This is a genomic window from Mucilaginibacter sp. OAE612, from assembly GCF_041806395.1.
GTDB lineage: Bacteria > Bacteroidota > Bacteroidia > Sphingobacteriales > Sphingobacteriaceae > Mucilaginibacter > Mucilaginibacter rubeus.
In genome coordinates this window covers 3,363,984-3,388,118 of the sequence record NZ_JBGMUW010000001.1, presented here as the reverse complement: position 1 = coordinate 3,388,118, position 24,135 = coordinate 3,363,984, and the positions used below count along the sequence as shown (strand labels likewise).

The following is a 24,135-nucleotide window of genomic DNA, read 5'->3' as shown; positions in this document are numbered from 1 at the left end:
CGCTTTAAATATTTATTTCGATCATGCAATGATGACCTGTACGAGGGAGACGCAATTATGCGTCCTTGTGTGTATTCGTATATTTCTTAAATTAATATATTAGCGCCATTATAAATACTGAATGCAGGTAGAACAAGCCGGGGGCTTTATCCTCGACAAAATAAAGAAAGAGCTCCCCAAACATTTTCATTACCATAATGCTGATCATGCGCTTGATGTTTATACTGCTGCAAAACAAATTGCGGCGGGTGAGGGGATAATCGGAGACGAATTGGAGCTATTACTTACGGCCGCTTACTATCATGATTCAGGTTTTTTGTTCGGGCAAGTCAATCATGAGGCTGGTTCATGCAAAAATGCGAGGCAACATCTGCCTGATTTTGGTTATACAAGTGATGAAATTGAGCAGGTTTGCGATATTATTATGGCAACCAAAATGCCGCAAAACCCTCACAATCATTTAGGCCAGATAATTTGTGATGCTGATTTAGATTATTTGGGCCGAAATGATTTTTTTATCCTTAGTAAAAGGTTATTTTCGGAACTCGTAATTACAGATCACCTTGAATCGGAATTGGAGTGGGACAGGCAGCAGGTGAAATTCCTGCAAAGCCATCATTACTTCACCCAAACGGCGCTCAGGCTCAGGGCTGAAGGTAAAAACGAGCATTTGAAAATTATCACAAAAAAAATTTAAATACTGCTATTAATGACACAACCGGGTTTAAAAATTGAAGAAATTTTAAAAGACGTAGTCACAGTAATTATCGGCATTTTATTCTGTGGGTTCGCCCTAAAAGGTTTTTTAGTACCTAACAGCTTTTTTGATGGCGGGGTAACCGGTATCTCATTGCTAATTCATGAGCTTTATCATTTCAACATAGCCTATGTAATAATTATAGCCAACATCCCTTTTATTATAATGGGGATGTTCCAGGTTAATAAGTCATTTGCGCTAAAAACGCTTGCCTGTGTAATTGGACTTGGCTTATGTTTACAATTTATAGAATACCCAGTAATAACCCAGGACAAGCTATTGGTGTCTATTTTTGGTGGCGTGTTTATGGGCCTGGGCGTGGGGCTATCCATTCGTGGAGGGTGCGCGTTGGATGGTATCGAGATATTAGCTTTATACACCTTAAAACGCAGTAGTTTCACCATTAGCGAAATTATTTTAGGTATCAATATTATTATTTTCCTGATAGCAGCCGTTGAGTTGGGTTTACAAACAGCATTATATTCTATTTTAACTTATTACACTGCATCACGAACAATAACGTTTGTAATAGACGGATTAGAGGAGTATACGGCTGTAAATATCATTTCGGGCCAAAGTGAGATTATTAAAGAAAGACTGGTTATGGAACTCGGTCGCGGGATCACCATTTACAAAGGTGAACGTGGCTTTATGAAAGAAAGTTTTGATGTTCATCAACCGGTTGATATCATCTTTACGGTAGTAACCCGTTTGGAAGTACGCAGGTTAAAAAACCTCGTACATGGCATTGACCCAAAGGCATTCGTTTTTACAAGTAGTATTAAAGAAGCCGCAGGCGGGGTGTTGAAGAAGAAGGTAAGGGATCATTAATTGGAAGTTCTAAGTATTTAGTTTCAAGTCATAAGTCGTTTACCGCGAAAAACAGCAATGCCATCCCAAAAGGATGGCATTGCTATTAAATAACAAAACTACTTCGGGTTTAGCGGAGCGTAACCCGGAGTGGGCATTACTTAAGCTTCCAGTTTAAGCGCAAAAGATTAGAACACCAACAACGGCCGATTCTTGCCATGTGTTCGTTATCTATAGTTTAAGTGATGGGATGGATGAAGTTGGAAACTTCAATGATGCTACACGGGTTACACTATGCTAAACCCGCGGTAGTTATTTTTATTAATCAATCACCTCGTAAATCTCAACCGGCTTTAATTTATTCTTCAAACTTACTTCGCCAATTTTAGTAAGGGCGAAAGAGCCTTTTGCCTGCTCATAAACATCGGCGCTTACAATGATCTGGTTGGCTTGTGCCACGGTTTGGAGGCGCTGGGCCAGGTTAACCGCATCGCCTATTACAGTATAATCCAATCGTTTTAAGGTAGCCGAACCGATATTACCCGAGATCATCTCGCCCGAATTGATACCGATAGAAACAGAAGGCTTAAAAGTTTTATCACCCGCCTGGATTTCATCGGCCTCGTGCATTTTATCGCGAACAGCGAGGGCTGCGTCAATAGCGCGGTCAAGGTGATATTCACCGCGGAAAACGGCCATTACGGCATCACCCATAAACTTATCAATATGACCGTTTTGGGCAATGATCTCCTGTACCATTACATCAAAGTACTTATTGATCATACCTACAACCGTATTGGCGGCAACATGCTCGGTTATGGCGGTAAAGCCGCAGATATCAATAAATAGCACAGTTGCCTCGATAGTTTCATTACTCAAAAGGCTGTTCTCAAACTCCTTATGGGTCATGAAGTTAAGTACATTTTCATCCACATACATCCGCAGGATATTGTTCTCCTTAATGGCCTGCATGGTTTTCTTAAGTTCGATAACGTGTTGTAAAGTTTTCTCAATAGTAATGTCAAGATCTTCGAAGTTTACCGGCTTACAAACAAAATCAAATGCGCCGCGGTTCATGGCCGTGCGGATATTATCCATATCGCTATATGCAGAAACCATCACTGCTTTTAATATAGGATTAGCATCGGGCAGTTTGGTAAGCAGGGTTAGTCCATCCATTTCCGGCATATTGATGTCGCTTAAAACTACATCAATATCGGGGTGGGAGGCCAGTTGAGTTAATGCTTCAAAACCATTTTGGGCAAATACAAATTCATACACGCCTTCCCGTATCTTTTTCCTGAATTTTTGCCTGATCAGTAATTCCAGGTCCTGCTCGTCATCTACTACCAGTATCTTGGCCATTATTGTTCTAAGTGTTTAAGTTTGTCTTTTAAGTTGCTAAAATCAAGCGGCTTGGTTAAAAAGTCGTCGGCTCCAAGTTCCATTGATTGTTTATAGTTTTCATCATCGCCGTAAGCGGTGATCATCATCACTACCGGCGGTGGTTTTTCGTAATGCTGCCTGATGTTGCGCAATAGTTCAAGTCCGCTCATACCCGGCATATTGATATCAGATAAAATTAGTATAACCTGCGAGTGGTGGTCTTCCAAAAAATGAAGGGCCTCTTCACCTGATAGTGCGAAGTTGAACTCTATCCCGCCGCTTTTGATCTCTTTCCGGAAACGTTGTAAAAACAAGGGTTGAACATCGGCCTCGTCGTCAACAACAAGTATTTTCATAGTACTTCAAAGTTAAATTTTTGTGTGGTTTTATTAGTGGTTAAACGCAAAAATTACCCGCGTTTAACTTTGGGCAACATTGCCAACAGGGATGCAAATTACAAACCGCGCAAATTCGCCTTCGGCCGTTTCAACCTTAAGTTCGCCACCATGCCCTTTAGTGATAATATCATAACTCATGGAAAGACCAAGCCCGGTGCCCTGCCCGGTAGGCTTGGTGGTAAAAAAGGGCTGGTAAATTTTATCCAGAACCTTTTGAGGGATGCCCGTACCATTATCTTCCACCGTAATTTGCACCATATTAACACCCGATGGCGATTTTACCTTTTTGGTATTAACTGTTACGGTTGGTTCGTACCCTTCTCCCAAAATCCGTTTCTTTTCGGTTACCGAGTAAAACGAATTGTTAAACAGGTTAAGCAGTACGCGGCCCAAATCCTGCGGAATAGCTTCTATTTTACCCAGATCAGGATCAAAACTGGTTTTCATGCCTGCATTAAATGATTTATCCTTGGCACGCAGACCGTGATAGCTCAGGCGGAGGTATTCATCTGCAAGCGCATTGATATCTGTGGGCTCCTTTTTACCGGTTGTAGCACGCGAATGCTGCAGCATGCCTTTAACAATGGCATCAGCACGCTTGCCGTGCTGGTTTATTTTACTCAGGTTTTGGGTAATGTCGTTAATAATATCGCCGGCATCTTCCTTTACGTCGTCGGGCAGTTTATCAAGTACCTCGTCCTTTAGCTCCTCAAGCAGTTCGATACTTACTTCGCTAAAATTGTTCACAAAGTTCAGCGGGTTCTGAATTTCATGTGCAATACCGGCGGTAAGCTCACCCAGTGAGGCCATTTTTTCCGATTGGATCAGCTGCGCCTGGGTACTCTTAAGCTCGGACAGGGCCTGCTGTAATTCTTCTGTTTGGCGGGTAAGTTCGGCTGTGCGCTCACGAACTTCGCTTTCAAGGTTTACCTTCATGGCGGCCATCATACGGTTCTGCTCCTGCTCGGCAAAACGTTGTTTCCGTTCATTTTCAAGGGCCTTGGTTTGTTTGCGACTGATAAGCCAAAGCGAAAATGCCCAGATAAGCGAAAACATTACCAGGCTTTGTATCAGGTTATCGTGGTTTTCGTAAAAATTGGGGAACCATTTTTCCAATAAGTCTTTTATTAAACCGGCAATTGCATAAGGAATCAATGCAAAAGCAAGTTGTTTGCCCGATTTCAGGTCTTCGATATAATAGGGTGATATGACAACCCCTAAGAAAAACAAATGGGAGAGTATCATAGTCAGCCTTTCGCCGTGGTCAAAACTTACACCAAACACAAATATGGCGATAGCAATATAATAGCCTATGTTAAGGTATTTGTTCCACTTGGTTAGCAGCCCATCATTCTTCAGGTGCCTCCTGAATTGGGTAATCACAAATACGGCAAGGAAAGGTTCTAAACTCATGAAGGTTGTTTTACTTCTTTTATAAATGCGAAGCCGAAATTTAACAATTTTATAGAGATTATTAAACTATGCCCATAATTTATCAAGAGTAACACAATCTATTTTGATTGCTTTAGCGTTTTATCCCGCATTTATAAAGCAACCTTAAAGCTGTATAAAACGTAGTTAACAATAAAACCAGTGATGAACCTGGTTTTATTGTTTTATCATCTCTTGAAGCAAATTTTAAAAAGCATCCTGCTCATCCTTAATCAATCTGAAAAACGGAGACTTATCAGGCTAATTGTTGTCGATATTGTTATCGCCATGCTGGATGTTGCTTTTTTAGGCTTGCTGTTGTTGATAGTTAATTTTTATACACAGCGAGAGCCGGGAAATAATTATAGTTTTTTACCGGCCGGCTTTGCCAATAATAAATCATTGTGGCTTATCGGTATTTTTCTGGTGCTTTTTGCGATAAAGAACTGTATCGGTTTCTTTGCGCAAAATGCGCAACAACATTTTTTTTACAAGGTGGCGTCAAGGCTGTCCGAACGTAATATCAGGAATTACCTTGATGCAGGTTTTGATCAGTTTATTCACGTTGATTCATCTATCCACACCCGGCGAATCAGCCAGCAGCCGATTGAATTTAGTCATTACATCCTTACCAATTTTCAGCAAATAATATCTCAAACTGTATTGATCTTTTTTACTATTGGGGCTATTATATTCTATCACCCGGTCTTGTTTGTTTTGTTGTTTGTGATGCTGCTGCCGCCTGTCGCGGCTTTGGGTTGGTTTATTAAAACCAGGCTAAAATTTATCAGGGGACAGATCAAAACTGTGAGCGAAAAAACGCTTCAGCATTTAAACGAATCCTTATCAGGTTACGTGGAGAGCAATATTTATCAAAAAAATGATTTCTTTAGTCGCCGGTTTTTTAGCTGCCAACAGCAGCTTAATCAAAATATAGCTTCACAGCAAACCTGGCAAAACCTGCCTTCGCGGTTAATGGAAGTATTTGCCGTTCTGGGGTTTTTTATCCTCATCGCTGTAAATAAATTAGCGGGCGATACTCCGGTGGTTAGTATTCTGACCATTAGCATTTTTGTGGCGGCAGCATATAAGATCATCCCCGGTATTGTAAAGATCCTGAACAGCAGCGGGCAAATGAAGACCTATGAATTTATCCTGGCCGATCTGATCGTTGAACAAAATAATAAACCACAGGTTGATGAAGTTGTTGATGAACAGATTTGGTCGTTGAAATTTGAAAAAGTAAGTTTCAGTTATCCGGACAAAACTGTTTTGGATGAGCTTTATTTTGAGATAACCTCCGGTGATATTATGGGCATTTCGGGGAACTCTGGGAGGGGGAAAACTACTATCATTAACCTGTTAACCGGTTTTTTGGAGCCGACCGAAGGGGGCATTTATATTAACCATAAAATTGCTGCCGCGCCAATGCGCCGGCTTTACCGTAAAAACATCTCCCTGGTTAAACAACAACCGTTTCTTATATATGATACTATCCTAAAGAACATCGTACTTGACGATAAAACTGCCGATGAGCAAAAGCTGACCAGTGTACTGGAGTTTTGCGGCTTAGATAAGCTGGTTGCGGAGTACCCAGAAGGCACAGCTAAGGTTATTACCGAAAACGGCAAAAACATCAGCGGCGGTCAGCGCCAAAGGATCATGCTGGCCCGGGCGCTTTATCATAATCACGATCTGTTAATTTTAGATGAGCCTTTCAGCGAAATGGATACGGATGCAGAAAATGAATTGTTAACCAAATTGCAGCAATTGGCCCGGCAGGGGAAAATGATCATCCTGATCACCCATAACAAGGCCAGCCTGGCTATCTGTAATAAAGTGATCTCGCCCAATGGATAACCGTAAAAAAGCATTGCTTATCCTGAGCCCAGGTTTCCCCGAAAGCGAAGCCGATACTACCTGTTTACCGCCTCAACAGGTTTTTGTACGGGCATTAAAAGCCGAAAATCCGGAACTGCATATCATTGTGCTAAGTTTTCAATATCCTTTTTTCGCTGCCGAATATGATTGGCATGGTATACGGGTAATCAGTTTTGGAGGAAGAAGCCGTGGTAAATTATTCAGGCTGAATACCTGGCTAAAAGTGTGGCGAGCTTTAGGGCTTTTAAACAAGCAATACCAAATAATGGGCTTGCTAAGCTTTTGGCTTGGCGAATGTGCCTTTGTTGGTCATTATTTTGCCCGGATAAAAAATATTAAGCACCGTTGCTGGATGCTGGGGCAGGATGCAAAAGGCGGGAACAAATATGCTAAGTGGATAAAGCCAAAAGGAGAGGAACTGATAGCGCTGTCGGATTTTATTGTACGTGAGTTCATTAAAAACTACCAGGTGAAACCACTGAATGTTATCCCTGTGGGAATAGATATTTCATTATTTGGTGATTTATCTGCCGGAAAAGACATTGATATTTTAGGGGCAGGGTCACTTATTCCCTTGAAACGGTATCACCTGTTTATAGAAGCTGTTGCCATACTTAAGCAGTATTACCCGGATATAAAAACGGTGATATGCGGCGACGGCCCTGAAAAGGAAAAGTTAATAAAACAGATTAAATCAAAGCAACTTGAAAGTAACGTAACCCTTTCAGGCGAACTACCGCATCATGAAGTGCTTAAAATGATGCAGTGTTCAAAGGTGTTATTTCACCCTTCGGAATATGAAGGCTTCGGCGCCGTTTGCCTTGAAGCCCTGTATGCGGGAGCCGAAGTAGTGAGTTTTGTTAAACCGATGGATAATAATATAACCCACTGGCATATTGTAAATGATATGGAAGAAGCCGGGCAAACTATCCGTTGGGTTTTGGATAAACCGGATTCGGGGAAGAAAAATGTATTGGTTTATGAGATCAGGGATAATGTAAGGAAGATGATGGAGATGTTTGAACAGTAGATTGGATTTGCGACTGGTAACTTCAAGAGCAAGCATTCAAAGACTTTGCACTATCCTCTCAATTCTCTCGGCAATAGCCTCAAACGATAAGTTTTGCTTATAATATTCAATGCATAGTCTTCGCTTTTCTGCAACATTCATTTGTGTAGTTTGCAGGAGCACTTCAAGCAATGCTGGTTCATTTCCCGGTTCATACAATACGCCGCATTCCCCGTTGTTAGTGATCATCCTGAACGAAAGGATATCTGTAACCAACGGCACACATCCGCATGACATCGCCTCGCAAATAGCAGTGCCGCTGCCTTCATAATGTGAGCCGGAGAGAATGAAATCGGCACTGTTGTACCAATATAATAAATCGGCGTGTGGTACTTCGCCAATTAATTCAATAGCTTCTATATTTGGTGATGAGTTTAATAAGTCGTTGATCTTCGGCAGTAACTCTTCGGTATGGTAGATCATAAAGAGCTTTGCCCCGGGCGAACTTTCGGCGAATTTCAAAAAGGCTCTCACTACATTTAACGGGTCTTTATTTTCGTTTAAGCGGCCTATCCATAAAAACACCGGTTTGCCTTTTGCACCCGTTTGGGAGTTGGCTTCCAGGCGGCTTATAGGATAAAAAACAGAGGAAACCTCCATTACCTCATGTATTTTACCGGGCGATTTGAGGTTGCCGGCGGCAATCCATTCCATCCCCATATCATGCGATGCAAACAAGTTGGCGTTAACCAACCGGTCGGCTGCCCGCTGAAGTATTTTTTTTATACCAGTAAAAGGTTTTTCAGCATGATTTTGTACAATGACCTTTACTTTGCGGCCAAGCATAAGCCGTAGCTGGATAACCTGCAAGGGGAAAAGCAAACCATGTACTATTACCACGTCGGGTTTCAGGCTTTTAATATACAAATGCAAAGCCCATGGAAAATATTTGAGCGCTGCTTTTGGGTATCTTCTGAAATGATAGTTAACGCCATTTTGTGTCAGTTCACCTTCGTAATTGATTTGTTCAATGCTGATCACCTCATTGCTTCTGGCAAGGGCATCTAATATGCCAGTATACATGTTAATGCGCTTTAACCAGGCCTGTGGCTGGTTAAACTCTTTGGTGTACACATAACTGGCAAAAACGTATCTCATTTAAAAAGCATCAATGGAGGCAAAAGCAAACGCTATTTTTATTTAGCGGTATCAAGGTCTTTATCCAGGCCCAAAACGTGGCATCCACCACCGCTTAAATAAATCGCTTTGCGTTTCGATTTTGACCATATTTTTTTTACGATATTCATGCTGCTGGCAGGGCTGGATAGGGTATAGGAAAAACGGCATCCGGCTTGTATCGTTTTATTTCGGTTATCAAACCAGGGATATCGCCCATCACGTATTTGAAATGATTGCCTGTAAAAACCTTGCTGTAATTTTGGTTAATGATACCGGTAAGCTGGTGGTAAAGCGACTCATCAAACAGCAAAATCACGCCCTTATGCATCACCAGTAAAATATCATTGGGTGTTATATCATAAAAAGCCTGCAAACCGGCTTTGTCTTTTGCTTTAGCTATTATAATATCCGCATCAAATCCGTTGATAATGCTGCCACTATTTAGTTTCCAGATTTGGGCAGGGGATGAAGTAAGAGAGCTGTACAATTCATCATCATTAAGCATTTGGGTTTTACGCGCAAGGCGAATGTGATGCCAGATGTCCCAATGCCCGGTAAGTGTGCTGTCTGTGCCAAATAAAATCGTTGTTTTGCTTTTTAGCTCATCAATGGCCGCTGTTTTATTAAGCAGAAAATAGTTTGATTCGGGGCACCAAACCACGGCTTCGAAATGTTTGGCTTGTTGAGGATCCATAGCTACTCCATGGATCCCGATGAGCTTACGCTTAAGGATATTCCATTTAATTAGTTCATCTATTTCGGTATGGGCGATATCGTTTGTGCCCTCGCCTGTATGGATCACAGCCGGTTTATTTATTTTAAGCGGGTTATTGAGCCGTTTTTTCCAGTTTTTTTCAAAGCGGACAGAATGGATGCTCTGGCAATTATCAAATATGGTGATGAGAGGATCATTTATGGTAGCTTTTTCGCCATGGTTTACTACTGTAGTAATGCCGCAAAGCAGGTTTTTATAAACACCCCAGCGCTCGCGCAGGGCAATAGGGATTTTTAGCACAGATGCAATCTCATCAGCGTAAACGCGGTGAATGTGTTTTCCCCATTCGGTATAACTTTCATAGGTTTTATTGCCAAGCTGCGGAAAAAGATTGAAATCAAGATGGTCATGCGAGTTGATCAGGCCCGGAAAGGCAATGGCATCCACAAAGGTCAGCTGTTCGCGGTCATCAGTATGTGAAGGGGAAACCTGTTTTATTTTACCCTCACTTATACTTATGCTTACCACGGCATCATTTCCCGGTATCATCACATTATTCAGTACCATCAGTTCTCCTCAAGTGCAGCCCGTAAATAATGGGAAAGCCTTTATACTTATCATAAACATGAAGCGCGTTTTTATTGGCGTAATAATGCTTCATGGTTTCATCTATTTTAATTTCTTCTTCGGCAACCAGTATAAAGCTATTGTTCAGCAGCGCATCTTTAATAGTATTTACGGGGTGCACATAGTTTTCGACTGCTATAAAGCTGCTGCCATGTTTAAATGTCCGCTTGCCGCCATTTGCCAGTGTCTGCGGATGGAAATCGGTAATGATGATGTCGCCGGTCGGTTTTAGGATCCGCATCCAGGCCTGCAAGGCAACTTCAATATTTTTGATGTGCGCAACGGTAAGGGTTGAAACTATGGTGTCAAAACTCCCCGATGACATGTCACCGAACAGGTCGTCGGTAATGCGGTAAATATTTGCCGATGGAAACTTTTGCTGTAAACGGGACAGCATCCCGGCAGATGTGTCAAAGCCTGTTAACCGCCCTGGATTTAGCGCAAACATTTTTTCCCAATGCCTGCCGGTACCGCAGCCAATATCGGCCACGTTTTTACCGGCGATAACTGTATCCGTAACCAGGCGGGGAAACAAAACTTCATCCAAATCGAGCATGAGGTTACCTGGCTGCGCATCATAATGCTCGGCCCAGATATCGTAGGCATCCACCGAGTTTTTCTCTATGATATCGGGCGGGAAAAAGCGCTGCTTAATATAATTTTTTACAGTTGGGATCACAATTACGGGATATTAGTAACATCTTATATCAGCAAATACGGCCGTTAAATAATAATGGTTGCCAGCTATTTTATTTATAAAGGCAGGCAACCTGTGTGAAAGCCAGAGCGTATTTAATTAGTGTGAAAGTGATAGTGTAGAAGCTCAGATTAATTGTTGAATGGGCAATCCCCCTCATTTGTGATTGGGTATGGCAGTGGGTTTTATTTTGTGTGCAGACTTTGTAATGGCAGGGGTGCTTTACAGGTTGCTTAAACTAAAAGATAAACCCATTGCCGGGGGGATTGAAAGCAAAGTATTGATACTAACAGATGAACAAGATATTATTATTTAACCCGCGTAGTGCAAATAACAAGTATCGCATACCTAATTCGATACTAAATATAGCGGCCTCGGTTGATGGAAAATATGACTGGGTAATTGTTGACGGCAATTGTGAGCATGACCCGATGGTTAAGATAGATAGCTATTTAAGCACCGGCGAGTTTAAATACTTTGGGTTTACAGTTATGCCCGGGCCGCAGTTAAAGCAGGCTATTACTGCGGCAAAAACTATAAAGCAGAGATATCCCAATACCAAAATGATCTGGGGCGGGTATTTTCCATCAAATCAGCCTAACGCGGTTTTATATTCCGGTTATGTCGATTTTATTATCAACGGGCCTGGTGATCACGCTTTCCCCGCCTTGATTGATGCCCTGGAGAAAAACGAACCTTATGAGTTTATCCGCAACCTCATCTATAAAGCAACCGATGGTAAGATTATCAAAACCGCTAAGGAGGACCTTTTAGACCAGGATAATCTGCCGCCTTTACCATATGATAAGCTGAACACTTTTTATCCCATTACCAAGTTTTTGGGTAAAACCTATCTGGGCGAAAAAACAATGGCCTATCACTCCAGTATCGGCTGCCCCTTCACCTGCTCCTTTTGTGCTGTAGTGCCGATATATGAGGCAAGGTGGAAGGCAAAATCAGCTCAGAATGTTTACAAGGATGTAAAATATATTAAAGATAAATGGGGTGCAGATGCCATTGAGTTTCATGATAACAACTTTTTTGTATCAGAAAAGCGCGCGGTTGAGTTTGCCCGTTTAATCAAACCCGAAAACATGACCTGGTGGGGTATGGCCCGTATCGATACCATGTCGAAATTTAAAGATTCATCCCTCGCTGCAATCCGCGAATCAGGATGTAAGATCATCTTTTTCGGAGCCGAAAGTGGTAACAATGCCATTTTAGAACAGATGGATAAGGGCGGAACGCAAACAGGCGACCAGATCATTGAGTTTGCCGAACGTCTTAAAAAGTTTGACATCATACCCGAATATTCTTTTGTATTAGGCACTCCGGCGCCAACCCAGGAACAGGTTCAGTCGCAAATTGATTTTGAAATAGACTTTATAAAAAAGGTAAAGGCTGTTAACCCTAAAACCGAGATCGTGATTTATACCTACAGTCCTGTGCCTACGGAAGGGTCAGAATTGTTTAAGCAGGTAATGAAAAGCGGCTTCCGTTTTCCCGAAACACTGGAGGACTGGATAAGCCCGGCATGGGAAGCCTTTGATCTTCGTAAAAATCCGCTCACGCCATGGCTTACACCGGAAATGATCGATAAGATCAGGAATTTTGAAACGGTGCTGAACGGGGTGTATCCAACGGTAACGGATATCAGGCTCAATATGATTAAACGTATGGCCATTAAACTGGTAGCTACCATGCGCTATAAGGCGAGCATGTACCATTATCCTTATGAAATAAAGTTGCTACAAAAGGTTTGGCGTTACAGGCAACCCGAAATACAGGGATTTTAATTTATGCAGATGACAGGCCAATCGTTATATCATACCTTTCAGCGTCTCCGCACATTGCAAACGCACCGCGTCGCTGCGCTACCCATCGTGATTTTGATGCCGCACAGTGCCTGCAACTGCCGTTGCGTAATGTGCGATATCTGGAAGGATAATAAAAACCTGAAGCAGCTTACCGAAGCAGATATAACTGATCTGTTAGGCGCTTTACGAAAGTTTGGTACAAAGCAGGTATTGATGTCGGGCGGGGAAGCGTTGCTGAATACCAATTTTTTCAGGCTATGCGAGATTTTGCGTGCTGAAAAGATCAAGGTTACGCTGCTGTCGACAGGTTTGTCTATCAAAAAAAACGCGTTCGATATTTTAAGATGGGTTGACGATTTGATTGTTTCTTTAGATGGTGATGAACTTTTACATGATGCCATCCGAAATGTTCCAGGGGCATTTAATAAATTGAAGGAGGGAGTGGAGTACATCAAATCTCTCGAACCCCAATATCGCATTACAGCCCGTACAGTGATCCATCGCCTAAATTACAGGAATTGGCAGGCTATTATTGAAGCGGCAAGGCAAATGGAGATAGACCAGGTAAGTTTTTTACCGGCTGATGTTAGCAGCCATGCCTTTAACCGCCAAACAGCATGGGCAGAGCCTCGGCAACATGAAATATTGCCCGGTGAAAATGAACTTGCTGAATTTCAGGAAATAGTGAACCAGGTACTTGCCAATAAAAATAATTTTGCCAACAGGTTCATTGCCGAATCCCCTGCTAAGATCCGGGATATTTATGGTTATTATGCTGCCTTTTATGGCCATAATGCATTCCCGTTTAAAAAGTGTAATGCACCATGGGTGTCGGCAGTGATTGAGGCTGATGGCGCGGTAAGGCCTTGCTTTTTTCATGAGGCGATAGGTAACATCAGGGATAATTCATTAAATGATATTTTGAACAGCAAAGAGGCGATCAATTTTCGCAAAACACTGGATATGGCTAATGACCCTACCTGTGTTAAATGTGTGTGTTCGCTTAATTTATCGCCACTGGCGAGGTTGGATTAATAATAAAAAAGCAATGAAGCGCGGAAATGTGCGATTTCTTCCCCTGGGAGGGTATAGGAAATTTCCCTGGATTTAGAAACAGGCTAAAACACGATGAACAATATACTGTTTACACATTCTTACTTTTTACGGTTCGACCCAAAGCAATGGGGCATAGGGCAACCTTATGCGCCACTGGGTACTATATACGCTGCTGCGCTGATGCGGGAGCAGGGTTACCGGGTAAGTCTGTTTGATACCATGTTTGTGAGCAATCCTGACGAGGTGATAGCCGCTATTGAGTTGAATAAACCGGATTTTTTTGTGGTTTATGATGATGGGTTCAACTACCTGACCAAAATGTGCCTCACCAATATGCGCGAGGCTGCATTTAAAATGTGCAAGCTGGCTAAGGAACGCGGCTGTACAGTTATCGTTTCCAGCTCAGATTCAACCGACCGGTATGCAGCGTATCTTGCCGAGGGAGCCGATTTTGTGATATTGGGTGAAGCTGAACAAACGCTGGCGGAACTAACTAAACATATCCGAAGTGGGAATACTGATCATTTTGAAATAAAAGGATTAGCTTACACGAACGGCAGCGAGATTATTAAAACACCCGGCCGCGCGGTAATGAAGGAACTGGATAGTTTGCCCATGCCCGCCTGGGATTTGGTGAATATGGATACCTACCGGGATATGTGGATGAAGAATGCGGGTTGTTTTTCAATTAATGTGGTAACTACCCGCGGTTGTCCGTTCAAGTGTAACTGGTGTGCCAAGCCTATTTATGGCAACCGATATAATTCTCACAGTCCGCAGTATATTGTTAATGAGCTTAAAATGCTTAAGGAGCGGTGCCAGATGGATCATATCTGGTTTTGTGATGATATTTTTGGGTTGAAACCCGGCTGGGTGCAGGAATTTGCCAAACTGCTGGCACAGGAGGGAATTAAGGTCCGTTTCAAGATCCAGTCGCGGGCCGATTTATTGGCAGAGGAAGAAGCTGTAGCAGCCCTGGCCGCCGCCGGTTGTGAAAACGTGTGGATAGGGGCCGAAAGCGGATCGCAGAAGGTACTGGACGCCATGGATAAGGGTATCACTATCGATCAGATCCATACGGCTACGCACCTCATGAAAGCGCATGGCATTAAGCCATCGTTCTTTATCCAGTTTGGCTACCCCGAAGAAACGCGGGATGATATTACGCTTACCATAGATATGATTAACCGGTTGCTGCCATTTGAGATTGGTATTTCGGTATCCTATCCGTTGCCGGGTACCGGTTTTTACGAGCGCGTTAAAACCGAGTTGAAAAAGAAAACCAACTGGACAGACTCCGACGAGATGGCGCTGATGTTTAAAAACACCTATCCGCCTTTTTACTACAAGCAATTGCATAAATACGTCCACCGCAACTATCACAAGCACCTGGCTAAAAACAGCTTCCAAAAACTGCTGAAAGATCCGTTTGGGAGCTCGGTAAAAAATATCAGGAAAGCGTTATCGGTGTTTTATTATGCGCCGCTTACCTATCTTGAAAAGCTGAAGCTGGAAAAATTTGAAAAGGCGATATGACCGGCACCACATCACCTATAAACGAACAATTTGCCGAGGCTGCATTTAGCAACCAGTCGGTAGTTTTTGATGAGCTGTACTCAGGCGACACGATAATTGCGTACAAGCGCAAACGTGTACGTGATCATATCCTGCAATACCTGAAGCCTGGAAGCAACATCCTTGAACTGAATAGTGGTACCGGTGAAGATGCACTGTTTTTTGCACAAAAAGGATTTAAAGTACATGCTACCGATATTTCAAAAGGGATGCAGCAGCAACTCCGCGAAAAAGTGGTAAAGTATGATATGCAGCATGCGGTAAGCAATGAGCTTTGTTCATATACGCAGCTTGAACAGCTAAACAACAAAGGTCCTTATGATCTGATCTTTTCCAACTTTGCAGGCCTCAATTGTACCGGCGAGCTGGATAAAGTATTGAACTCATTTGCCGGGCTGCTAAACCCCGGCGGCACGGTGACCCTGGTGGTGCTGCCCAAATTCTGCCTTTGGGAAACTTTGCTGGTATTTAAAGGGAAATTTAAAACTGCTTTTCGCCGGTTTTTTAGCAGTAATGGCCGCAAGGCGCATGTTGAAGGTGTATACTTTGATTGCTTCTATTACAACCCATCCTACATTAAAAAACGTTTAAAATCCGACTTTAAAGTATTGGATGTTGAGGGCTTGTGTACCATAGTGCCGCCATCATATATTGAAGGCTTTGCTGAAAAACATCCGCGCGCCTATAAAACACTTGCCCGTTGGGAGAATAGGCTGAAGGCAACCTGGCCGTTTAAGTACGTGGGGCGATTATTATATTATTTCGCTGAGGAAAATGTAATTGAGAACGTCATGCTGAGTTTTGGAATCCAGCGGACTGTGAAGGGCTAATGACAAAAAGATAGTGGTCACCCTGAGCTTGTCGAAGGGTCGCGCGCAGAGGCCCTACCCACTATGCTTCGACAAGCTACCCATGACAAGATAAAAAATGTGTTTTTTCGCAGCAGATCAGCTTCGGGTGAAAACGAGCAGAACGATGCTGGGCGGTGCGGCTGCAGGGGCATAGCAAGTTTTTGCAGAAGCGGAGGCATTGCGTGCGAATCGGGGCAAAATAATTGCAGCCCGTGGTTCTGTTCGTTTTGCAGGGTGAAGGCCGCGCCGATGGCTATGGGGCCAGGTTGTGCGCAAAGAAGCCTCTCTGCTGCAAGCCTTTTTGGTTACTTTTGTGGCGACAAAAGTAACTGGCCCCGCGCGGCAAGAGCGCGACGATGTAAGTCAAATACTAATGAAGCCCGTTACCAGCCTGTCGGGGATTGCTTCATTCCTTACAGCAATGACGTGAACGCAGATGTCATTTTACCTTCAGAGGCCACCGGATTTAAATCACTCAGCATGACAGCTGTTTTAAATTATGCCAAAAGTGACTTGTTTCAGGAACCCATAGAACAGGTATTGTATACAGGGTTTAGACTTAGCATTTTAGGGCCGAAATAATTTCGGTATGACGATAAGGAGGAGTTTTATTGCGCCATCCGCTCTTCAAATTGCTGTAACAGCATGGAAACTTTAATCCGGTATTTTTCTATCAGTTTAATTTGAAAGTTCTCGGGAGAGGGCTTGGCAAAATGTTTGCTTGCGGCCATGCTCATTACCGTACCCCGCATATTCAATTTCTTCATTTCAGTTTTCTTGTTCCATCGCCCGGAGGTGATTTTCATCAATACATTATCCAGCCAATCGCCGAATGGATTATTGAACAGGCTTTCTGCAAATGTTTTATACCACCGCTTTTTTAATGGTTTAGCAGTAGCGAGGCGCATACATTTGTTAGGCAGGAAACCGGAGGTCCAGGCATTAGATTTATAAAAGCTTTCAAAGGTAAGGTCACCCTCTAATGGGATAATAGTTGCTACTTCAATTGCTGTATAAATGTTCTTTTCAACTATCTGCAGTTGGGCCTCATCAATATAGTAGTTCATGCAGTAGTTGTGCTGTTTACCAACCAAAAAGGTAAGTTTTTTGAACATATGCATAAACGTACGTGCAAGCCAGAGCCTATTGCGTTCGGTAATGATAAAAAAATCAATGTCCGAATTGTCATCGGCGAAGTTCTTAGACAAAGAACCTGAAATGCCAATACCGCGAACGTAAGGAAACCGGATCAGGAAGGCGCCTACTTCTTTAGCTTTATTAATTAGCCCGGCTGCTTTTTTGTTTCCTTTATTACGCCTCACCGCTATCATATAATCGTTTTTGAGCGAATAAAACCTGTCAAAATGAAATACCAGTTTATTGACGATAAGTTGATCAAGCGCTTCAGTGAAATCATGCCGGCCATACTTGTTTTCCAAAAACAGGAATATCTCGCCGTAGGTTAACGGGTAGTCCCACATGTCAAAATAGGCAAGGGTAGCTAAAATATTATTCCTGGTATTTAACAATCGTTTATTGTTTTGTTCAACTAAGATGACTGTACTTTTCACGTCTGTGTATATATAATGATGACGTACCCCTTGCAGCTTTGGTTGCCTGTGAATAAACTAATTACACAATATTTTTAACGTGGGTTCCCGTTGTTTCTGAGCTTGCAGAAGACATTAGTAATGAGAAAAATACACTGTAAAAAAAGATGCCTTTATCCACATCTAAGTAGTTTTCGGAAAAGGAAACGGCGGTTATAATAACCATAAAAGCCATGAGCATTAAGTCGCGTTTTGCAACGGCTGCCCTGATGCCAAATGCCAGCACACACAGGTAAACCAATAACCCTACGATTCCCGATTTAATAAAAAAGCTGATAAACTGATTATGTGCATTTAACCCGGCCAGGTATGACCGGTAAAATTGGTGGTCAAAAAATGGGTCTTTGAGCAAACCAATTTCGGTGCCTGCGCCATGACCTATAACAGGTGATTGTGCTCCCACGCTAATGGCCACGCTCCAGCGCGCTAATCGCGGATCGGTGAGTTCGGCGTCGGTTGATGGGCTCAAGTCTTTTTTTAGCTCGGTTACATAACGTTCTTTAAAAGTATCCCGGGTATAAATGCCTGCCATCACCACTATAAATAATGCTGTGCTAATGGTCATAAACCTGAAGCGGCTTCGCCCTTTTAATATGAACCAGGGCAGCGCGATATTTATAATAAGCAGCAAAGCTATAAATATCGATTTTGAACTAAGCTGCAGAATTCCCATAGCTAAAATACCACTGCAAATGAGCCAGAAAAATTTGCGGGTCTTTACTGTTTCCGTTACTAAAACATACAGCAGATAAACCAGTGCTATGGCTATCTGCATGGAAAAAAATGTAGCATGGATTTCCAGCGGTTCCGAAAAGTTGTGGTTTGTGAACGCAGAAGAAGCTAATGCTTTTAAAGGCAGATGATAATATTTTATGGTAAAAAGCGCCTGTATAAAAAGATAAGTGATAGTAATGGTACAGCCTAATGAAAATACGAATAAAAAATTATGCCGGTATTTTTTTAAATCGAGCGGGTTAAAACAAAAGATTAACGGGATAAGCAAAATAGTAACCTGCCTGCCTAACTCTGTAAAAGCCTGGGGTTTATTGGTGGTGTAAATAATGCTCAAAAGCGTTACAAAAAAAACAGCAGCCAAAGCAAAGTTAGCCCTTGTTAATAGCGGCTTTATAGTTGTTTTGTGAATTTGGATAATAGTATGCAGGGCCAGGCCTATTAAAAACAGGTGGCTGTAAAACAGGTTGAAGGGCAGGCTCAGCAATAACAGCATCAGCAGGTAATAGCTTATCCTGTTGTTTAGCGTATCATCAGGCCTTAATAACTTTTCCATGTTGTTGCTGATAGCATTCCAGTATAAAGTCTTCGTAATCGTTGATCACTACCTCCCAGTTAAACTGGTATTGTATCTTATGAAGGTTGTTTTTTACCATTTCGCGTTCGGTATCCTTGCGCTGTACATTCTCAACCAAATGGCGTACCTCGTTAGCATTATCAAAATAAAAAGCATCTGAATTGAGTACCGATTTATTGAAAGGGTTATTATGGGCGGCAATCAGGGCTTCGCTGGCCATGGCTTCAAGCAGCGACGGATTAGTACCGCCCACGCTGTGCCCGTGGAAATACAGGTAGCTGTTGTTCTGTAGCGCGCGCACAACCGAATTGTCAAAATTGGCGCCCTTAAACTGGATGCGGTCATCGTTTTTAAACCTGTGGGTTATGAATTTGCCAAAGCGGTTACTGGTATCGCCCAAAACCATAAAGCTTTTTTTTGATGAACTGTTGTTAAAGCCTTCTAAAATAGTTTCGATGTTGTTTTCGGGCTCCATGCGGGCCATCAGCAAAAAATAATCTTCTTTAAGCACCTCGCTTTTATCAAACTGCTCACGTTCCTGGTCTGAAAACAGATCGGCACCATAGGGGATATACCGGCTGTCGACCTCGTACTTATCCTTAAGGTATGACCTGATTACCCTTGAGTCGGAAATATAATACTGGCTATGTTTCACGGCCAGCTTTTCCGCGTATTTCAAAAATTGTTGTACCGGTTTTGAGTATTTGGAGCGTTTCCATTCCAATCCATCCATATTGGTAATGATAACGCTGTTGGGCGGGTAAAGGTGCCCCCAAACCGAGCTGCTGGTGTAGCCCATAAGCAGTACCACATCAAACTTACGTTTACGGGCATCCATAAGGCAGTTAAAATCATAGGCAAACTGCCCGGCAGTGCCTATCAGATACTCCGGATCGTAACAATGTACAATGTTAACGCCGTTCCAGGTATCGGCTTCATAAGGGTGGTTGTGCGAGTTATAAACGGTAACTGAATGTCCTTTTTTTACCAAGCCGGCCGATACATATTCGGAAATATGCTCAAACCCGCCATAGTAGTTCGGGATGCCCCTCGTGCCTAAGATCGCTATTTTTAGTTTCATGACAATGAAAATTTGCTTGTAACAAGTTGTAAAATATGGTGCTGCTTTTTTGCCAGTGGTATTGCTGTTCAACATGCCGCGCTACCTGGCTGGTGAAGGCATCTCCGGGTGGTTGCTGTGCGGCAAGTAATAGCTTTTGCTCAAAATCCGCATGATTGGCCGGGTTAAAAGTATATGGTTCAAAAAAGTAGAAATTTTTCATAGCCGTTTCTGCCGAGCATAATACAGGTGCACCACAAATGGCTGCTTCAAGCGGCGGGATCCCAAAGCCTTCGGCTTTTGAGGGATATACAAACAGCCTGCAGGCCCGGTAAAAGGCCGCCAGATCGGCCTGTTCTGCCTGCGGTATCCACCTGAAAAACCGCTCTTGCTCAGGTGTAAGGCTCTTGATGAGCCTGGCTAAGCCCGGTGTTTTTATGGATGCTTTACCAATGAACACCAAGCCGATGCCTTTTTCGTACAGCTTCAGTTTCAAATATTTTTGCAGTAACAAAAGGTGGTTTTTGCGGGGTTCAATGCGGCTGGTGTACAGGATGAAATTTCTTATGCCGAATTTTTCTGCTATCCAATCTTCTGCCTCTGGTTTTGATGACTGGTATTGCAGCAATGAGTTATTTACCCCGTTTTGGATAATATGCACCTCGTCAGCGGGAATCTGGTAATAATCACAGATCCTGTCTTTTGAATAGTCGGATACAGTGGTTTTGATATCTGCATTTTTAATGCTGCGGCCAAAAAGGTAATTGCGCGTTAAGCTGAACAGGATGGGGAAATCTGTCCTGAAATCGTTAAACAGCATATCGTGCATGGTTACTATGTACCTGCAGCCCGCCATTTTTTTAGGGCTGAGGTATTGAAAATGTGCAAAATCAAACCTGTATTTTTTGATGTAGGCCGGTATATCAAATACAAGGCGCAGGATGTTGATTCCCCTGTTTTTATAAGGTAATATGTTTTGCGGCGCGAGCAGCGGGAACAATCTGCGGATATTATCGGTATCGTGGGCGCCGATGTAAATATCTATGTCCGGGCGTTCGGCCAGCAGATGGTTGTATAATTCGCGTATAAAAGTTTGCGCTCCTTGAAATTCTTTGTCAAAGGAGTGGGCATCAACAAACAGTTTTATCTTTTTAGCTGCCATAATTCAATTCGTTTTGATTTAAAACAGCGGTTGGCAGCTCGGCTTCGGCTAAACGGAAATTGCGTTTACCTAATTGATATAAACTCATCAGCATACGCTCGGGCAGAAATGACATCAGCAGCAAAAAATAATTTTTGAGATGCAGCGGGCTGATAGAAAGTGTTTTCAGCAGGTTTTCCCTTGCCTTTTCCGGCTGATAATTATTCCACAGGTATTTTTTGCCGAGCAGGGCATAATAAGCTCCTTTTTTGATGCGTGGAGATAACTGTTTAATGCCGATCTCAGACAACTGCCTTCCTTCGGCTTCAGTAATGCTCCCCTTGCGCAGGGCATTGTACTTGATCTGCCTAAATTTACCTGTACGCCATTTTTCATCAATGGTAACAGATTCGGCATTGAGCCTCACCTTAATGAGCGGTTGATTAAGGTTAAAAGCTTTTTCGTGTTTAAGGATACCTGCCCACAAAAAATGATCTTCAAAAGTGTAGGCCAGCTCATTGTAGCCACCGGCATTTAAAACGGTATCACGCTTATAAAATACACTGGAGTGAATGAAGGGACAAATCCTGTAACTGAGCTGCCTTATCTGGTTATGGCTCAGGGCGTCAGGTTGCCAGGTAAATATCAGATCGCCGTTAACATCGGTATAGTCAACTCCCGAACCAATAATACTATAATAGGGATGAGATGTGATGAAATCATACTGCACCTGCAGGCGGTAAGGATAACATACATCGTCGGCATCGAAACGGGCTATATAAGGCGCCCGCGCGTGGCGTAAACCCTTATTGAGGGCCGCAGCTACACCTTTGTTTTCCTGGCCCAAAACCACTATACGCTCATCGTTAAATGAGTTAATAATATCTGCCGTGTCATCAGTTGAGCCATCATTTACAATCAGCAATTCAAAATCAGCAAACGATTGTTCAAGTACTGATGTAATGGCTTCGCGAATATATTTACCGGCATTATAAGCAGGCATTAAAACAGTAATTTGAGGGCTATGCATACGCAAGTTCCTCCTGCACTGTAGTTTTTGTTTTCAAATGGGGTGTAGTAGTTTCTTTTATATTGAGGAGTAACATCAATTCAAAAATTACCAGTACCGAGAGCTGCTCGAGCCAGTAATCAAGAAAAAATATGCCCGTTACCATCATTAGTATGGGCAAACCATAACTAAGCGTTTTATAATGCCGTGCAAAAAAGCCAATGTAAAATATAAGCAGGGCAAGCAATCCGAGGATACCGTATTCACTAAGCATTTGATCGTAAGTGGAGTAGGGGTTATTGCGTACCGAACGGAAACCAGCATCCTTGCTGAAAAAGCTCAGGTACAGGTCTAAATGATTGTGCATAAATGCCGGGTTGATATAGATGTATTTTTGGGGATAATTGCCCCTTATACCGGCACCAACCGCCCTGAAAGCTATTTTGGATGAAAAATTTCCGGGAGCTAAACCCACTATACTTTGTAAAGGATGACTGATAAGATAATTAAAGGTTTGTATTGCACCGGTAATCTTTCCAGGCAATGCAGGATTGAAGGGCTCAAGCTGGCAAAGTGGTAGCTGGGCCCTGTGAGCAGCGATACAGTCGATAAGCTGTTGCCTGTCGGGAGTCATTTCGCCGGTGTTATAAAATTCCGCAAAGTGTGTGTTTGGCCCCGGGATGTATAGCCTGCCGTCATCGGTAAGCGGCAAGCTTTTGATCTTTTTGTCAAGTGCGCTTGGTTTTTCCTGTTGGGCCTTTATCCTGCTCAGGCTGTCCAGATAGTTTTGTGCAAATTTTCTTCTTTGTTCATCCCTGGTTATGAATCGCCCTCCGGGATTGGCAGTTGTTGCCTGCCCTGCTGCATGGCCCTGTTTTTCAATACGATTTTCCCGCAGCGTACTTTTAGTCACTTCGTTAATATACTTTTCATTTTGCGGCGATATTTTGACGAGGGAGATCACATAAAGCAGCAATGCCACTACTATCATGCTTTTTTGATTGCGCGTGGTTTTATAAACAAAAATGAAAGCGAGGAGTTGCAGTACCAAAATGCTGATTAGGTTACTGTAGGTAAGTGCCAGCGTGCTCATGCACACGATCATCATGGGCAAATTATTCTTATAAATGAAGTAAAACACACCGAAAGCGCAGATAACGGCATTGGTTGATGAAATGTCAAAGCTTATGCCCATTACATCATCGCCGGTATTGATATAATAGCGCTGATGCATTCCCATAAAAGCATAGGGGTTAATGCTTTTAGTGATCCACATAATATGCATTAGGTTACCCGCCGAGAAAGCTGCGTTTATGATAAAAAAAATGATCAGTGTACGGTAAATGGTTTCGGCATCTGTTTTATCAACCATCAGCTTAACCTGGTGTACGGCCAGCAGGGCCAGCGCCCAGCATATCAAAGCCCAGCCAAAAACAGGTATATAATGCAGGTTGGAAAAATTTTGGTTGATGACTGCTGCGGCAATAGCTATAGGGAAAACCAGCAGATAGAATAACGGGATCCTTGAATTGCGCAGCTTAAAGCCAAATTGAAAGTTAAACTGGCTTATGTAAACAAAAAGCAACGCTACTATCTTAAACGGGATCCGCACATTGATAAACAGCAGCAGGAAGATCAGCAGCCGCCAATCGGCATAAGTTTTCCACCTCTTAATATCAAAACCCGGCAAACTGATTGTCATTATTCCCTTGTATTTATTGATGTTCATTTCCCGGTTTTGCCGGCCTTGTCGCAATTGTTTCGTTTAAATAGGTTACGTGCCAAAAAATGGAATGGTTGCCTCGTTAATGTGCTGA

General features: G+C 42.7%; 20 protein-coding genes. 8 read left to right on the top strand and 12 right to left on the bottom strand.

Annotated elements, in window-relative coordinates; translation table 11 throughout:
• Nucleotides 1-121 precede the first annotated feature (121 nt).
• Both ABID99_RS13990 and ABID99_RS13985 read left to right on the top strand, forming a co-directional pair.
• Nucleotides 122-697, top strand: coding sequence for an HD domain-containing protein (locus tag ABID99_RS13990; protein ID WP_091167942.1), 576 nt, complete (start codon nucleotides 122-124; stop codon nucleotides 695-697).
• A gap of 12 nt (nucleotides 698-709) precedes the next feature.
• Nucleotides 710-1,588 (top strand): YitT family protein, encoded by an 879-nt coding sequence (locus tag ABID99_RS13985; RefSeq protein WP_373614092.1) that lies wholly within the window; start codon nucleotides 710-712, stop codon nucleotides 1,586-1,588.
• 300 nt (nucleotides 1,589-1,888) lie between these two features.
• Here ABID99_RS13985 and ABID99_RS13980 read toward each other — a convergent pair whose 3' ends face one another.
• From ABID99_RS13980 to ABID99_RS13970, 3 genes are all read right to left on the bottom strand, one after another.
• Nucleotides 1,889-2,932 (bottom strand): adenylate/guanylate cyclase domain-containing response regulator, encoded by a 1,044-nt coding sequence (locus tag ABID99_RS13980; protein WP_175489916.1) that lies wholly within the window; start codon nucleotides 2,930-2,932, stop codon nucleotides 1,889-1,891.
• Entirely contained in the window at nucleotides 2,932-3,309 is a 378-nt protein-coding gene (locus tag ABID99_RS13975; RefSeq protein ID WP_090524899.1) for a response regulator, read from the bottom strand. Before ABID99_RS13975 ends, ABID99_RS13980 begins: the two co-directional genes overlap by 1 nt.
• A gap of 63 nt (nucleotides 3,310-3,372) precedes the next feature.
• Nucleotides 3,373-4,764 (bottom strand): sensor histidine kinase, encoded by a 1,392-nt coding sequence (locus ABID99_RS13970; RefSeq protein ID WP_373614090.1) that lies wholly within the window; start codon nucleotides 4,762-4,764, stop codon nucleotides 3,373-3,375.
• Between the two features lie 183 nt (nucleotides 4,765-4,947).
• Here ABID99_RS13970 and ABID99_RS13965 point away from each other — a divergent pair, with 183 nt between their 5' ends.
• Both ABID99_RS13965 and ABID99_RS13960 read left to right on the top strand, forming a co-directional pair.
• Nucleotides 4,948-6,642: an ATP-binding cassette domain-containing protein gene (locus tag ABID99_RS13965; protein ID WP_373614089.1), complete on the top strand. Its 1,695-nt coding sequence runs from the start codon at nucleotides 4,948-4,950 to the stop codon at nucleotides 6,640-6,642.
• Nucleotides 6,635-7,693, top strand: a complete 1,059-nt coding sequence (locus ABID99_RS13960) for a glycosyltransferase (protein ID WP_373614088.1) — start codon at nucleotides 6,635-6,637, stop codon at nucleotides 7,691-7,693. Before ABID99_RS13965 ends, ABID99_RS13960 begins: the two co-directional genes overlap by 8 nt.
• Before the next feature lie 36 nt (nucleotides 7,694-7,729).
• On the opposite strand, the gene ABID99_RS13955 is transcribed toward ABID99_RS13960, so the two are convergent.
• The 3 genes from ABID99_RS13955 to ABID99_RS13945 form a co-directional block, all read right to left on the bottom strand.
• The gene (locus ABID99_RS13955; RefSeq protein ID WP_373614087.1) at nucleotides 7,730-8,830 is read right to left on the bottom strand and encodes a glycosyltransferase family 4 protein; all 1,101 of its coding nucleotides are present in this window, start codon (nucleotides 8,828-8,830) and stop codon (nucleotides 7,730-7,732) included.
• Between the two features lie 145 nt (nucleotides 8,831-8,975).
• On the bottom strand, nucleotides 8,976-10,133 hold the full coding sequence (locus ABID99_RS13950) for an amidohydrolase family protein (protein ID WP_090524910.1): 1,158 nt from the start codon (nucleotides 10,131-10,133) through the stop codon (nucleotides 8,976-8,978).
• A complete protein-coding gene (locus tag ABID99_RS13945; RefSeq protein ID WP_373614086.1) occupies nucleotides 10,120-10,872 on the bottom strand; it encodes a class I SAM-dependent methyltransferase in 753 nt (250 codons plus the stop codon). Before ABID99_RS13945 ends, ABID99_RS13950 begins: the two co-directional genes overlap by 14 nt.
• 311 nt (nucleotides 10,873-11,183) lie before the next feature.
• Here ABID99_RS13945 and ABID99_RS13940 point away from each other — a divergent pair, with 311 nt between their 5' ends.
• From ABID99_RS13940 to ABID99_RS13925, 4 genes are all read left to right on the top strand, one after another.
• A complete protein-coding gene (locus ABID99_RS13940) occupies nucleotides 11,184-12,686 on the top strand; it encodes a radical SAM protein (RefSeq protein ID WP_373614085.1) in 1,503 nt (500 codons plus the stop codon).
• A 3-nt stretch (nucleotides 12,687-12,689) separates the two neighbouring features.
• Nucleotides 12,690-13,742, top strand: coding sequence for a radical SAM protein (locus ABID99_RS13935; protein ID WP_373614084.1), 1,053 nt, complete (start codon nucleotides 12,690-12,692; stop codon nucleotides 13,740-13,742).
• Between the two features lie 93 nt (nucleotides 13,743-13,835).
• Nucleotides 13,836-15,299, top strand: a complete 1,464-nt coding sequence (locus tag ABID99_RS13930; RefSeq protein ID WP_373614083.1) for a radical SAM protein — start codon at nucleotides 13,836-13,838, stop codon at nucleotides 15,297-15,299.
• Nucleotides 15,296-16,168 (top strand): class I SAM-dependent methyltransferase, encoded by an 873-nt coding sequence (locus ABID99_RS13925; RefSeq protein ID WP_373614082.1) that lies wholly within the window; start codon nucleotides 15,296-15,298, stop codon nucleotides 16,166-16,168. Before ABID99_RS13930 ends, ABID99_RS13925 begins: the two co-directional genes overlap by 4 nt.
• A gap of 629 nt (nucleotides 16,169-16,797) precedes the next feature.
• Here the strand turns inward: ABID99_RS13925 and ABID99_RS13920 are convergent.
• From ABID99_RS13920 to ABID99_RS13895, 6 genes are all read right to left on the bottom strand, one after another.
• Nucleotides 16,798-17,760, bottom strand: a complete 963-nt coding sequence (locus ABID99_RS13920; protein ID WP_373614081.1) for a nucleotidyltransferase domain-containing protein — start codon at nucleotides 17,758-17,760, stop codon at nucleotides 16,798-16,800.
• 61 nt (nucleotides 17,761-17,821) lie between these two features.
• Nucleotides 17,822-19,087, bottom strand: a complete 1,266-nt coding sequence (locus tag ABID99_RS13915) for an O-antigen ligase family protein (RefSeq protein ID WP_373614080.1) — start codon at nucleotides 19,085-19,087, stop codon at nucleotides 17,822-17,824.
• Nucleotides 19,065-20,189, bottom strand: a complete 1,125-nt coding sequence (locus tag ABID99_RS13910; RefSeq protein WP_373614079.1) for a DUF1972 domain-containing protein — start codon at nucleotides 20,187-20,189, stop codon at nucleotides 19,065-19,067. Before ABID99_RS13910 ends, ABID99_RS13915 begins: the two co-directional genes overlap by 23 nt.
• Nucleotides 20,128-21,330 carry a glycosyltransferase family 4 protein gene (locus ABID99_RS13905; protein WP_373614078.1) on the bottom strand — a complete coding sequence of 401 codons (1,203 nt, stop codon included), beginning with the start codon at nucleotides 21,328-21,330 and terminating at the stop codon, nucleotides 20,128-20,130. The genes ABID99_RS13910 and ABID99_RS13905 overlap by 62 nt, the downstream gene beginning before the upstream one ends.
• A complete protein-coding gene (locus ABID99_RS13900; protein WP_091167888.1) occupies nucleotides 21,320-22,339 on the bottom strand; it encodes a glycosyltransferase in 1,020 nt (339 codons plus the stop codon). The genes ABID99_RS13905 and ABID99_RS13900 overlap by 11 nt, the downstream gene beginning before the upstream one ends.
• Nucleotides 22,332-24,020 carry a hypothetical protein gene (locus tag ABID99_RS13895; RefSeq protein ID WP_373614076.1) on the bottom strand — a complete coding sequence of 563 codons (1,689 nt, stop codon included), beginning with the start codon at nucleotides 24,018-24,020 and terminating at the stop codon, nucleotides 22,332-22,334. Before ABID99_RS13895 ends, ABID99_RS13900 begins: the two co-directional genes overlap by 8 nt.
• Nucleotides 24,021-24,135: the final 115 nt, after the last annotated feature.

What these genes read in the sequence shown, in the direction of transcription:
- ABID99_RS13975 (WP_090524899.1), bottom strand. Translation starts at nt 3,309, where the DNA reads ATGAAAATACTTGTTGTTGACGACGAGGCCGATGTTCAACCCTTGTTT.
- ABID99_RS13935 (WP_373614084.1), top strand. Translation starts at nt 12,690, where the DNA reads ATGCAGATGACAGGCCAATCGTTATATCATACCTTTCAGCGTCTCCGC.
- ABID99_RS13900 (WP_091167888.1), bottom strand. Translation starts at nt 22,339, where the DNA reads ATGCATAGCCCTCAAATTACTGTTTTAATGCCTGCTTATAATGCCGGT.
- ABID99_RS13930 (WP_373614083.1), top strand. Translation starts at nt 13,836, where the DNA reads ATGAACAATATACTGTTTACACATTCTTACTTTTTACGGTTCGACCCA.
- ABID99_RS13910 (WP_373614079.1), bottom strand. Translation starts at nt 20,189, where the DNA reads ATGAAACTAAAAATAGCGATCTTAGGCACGAGGGGCATCCCGAACTAC.
- ABID99_RS13950 (WP_090524910.1), bottom strand. Translation starts at nt 10,133, where the DNA reads ATGGTACTGAATAATGTGATGATACCGGGAAATGATGCCGTGGTAAGC.
- ABID99_RS13895 (WP_373614076.1), bottom strand. Translation starts at nt 24,020, where the DNA reads ATGACAATCAGTTTGCCGGGTTTTGATATTAAGAGGTGGAAAACTTAT.
- ABID99_RS13905 (WP_373614078.1), bottom strand. Translation starts at nt 21,330, where the DNA reads ATGGCAGCTAAAAAGATAAAACTGTTTGTTGATGCCCACTCCTTTGAC.
- ABID99_RS13925 (WP_373614082.1), top strand. Translation starts at nt 15,296, where the DNA reads ATGACCGGCACCACATCACCTATAAACGAACAATTTGCCGAGGCTGCA.
- ABID99_RS13970 (WP_373614090.1), bottom strand. Translation starts at nt 4,764, where the DNA reads ATGAGTTTAGAACCTTTCCTTGCCGTATTTGTGATTACCCAATTCAGG.
- ABID99_RS13955 (WP_373614087.1), bottom strand. Translation starts at nt 8,830, where the DNA reads ATGAGATACGTTTTTGCCAGTTATGTGTACACCAAAGAGTTTAACCAG.
- ABID99_RS13985 (WP_373614092.1), top strand. Translation starts at nt 710, where the DNA reads ATGACACAACCGGGTTTAAAAATTGAAGAAATTTTAAAAGACGTAGTC.
- ABID99_RS13940 (WP_373614085.1), top strand. Translation starts at nt 11,184, where the DNA reads ATGAACAAGATATTATTATTTAACCCGCGTAGTGCAAATAACAAGTAT.
- ABID99_RS13960 (WP_373614088.1), top strand. Translation starts at nt 6,635, where the DNA reads ATGGATAACCGTAAAAAAGCATTGCTTATCCTGAGCCCAGGTTTCCCC.
- ABID99_RS13980 (WP_175489916.1), bottom strand. Translation starts at nt 2,932, where the DNA reads ATGGCCAAGATACTGGTAGTAGATGACGAGCAGGACCTGGAATTACTG.
- ABID99_RS13965 (WP_373614089.1), top strand. Translation starts at nt 4,948, where the DNA reads ATGAACCTGGTTTTATTGTTTTATCATCTCTTGAAGCAAATTTTAAAA.
- ABID99_RS13915 (WP_373614080.1), bottom strand. Translation starts at nt 19,087, where the DNA reads ATGGAAAAGTTATTAAGGCCTGATGATACGCTAAACAACAGGATAAGC.
- ABID99_RS13990 (WP_091167942.1), top strand. Translation starts at nt 122, where the DNA reads ATGCAGGTAGAACAAGCCGGGGGCTTTATCCTCGACAAAATAAAGAAA.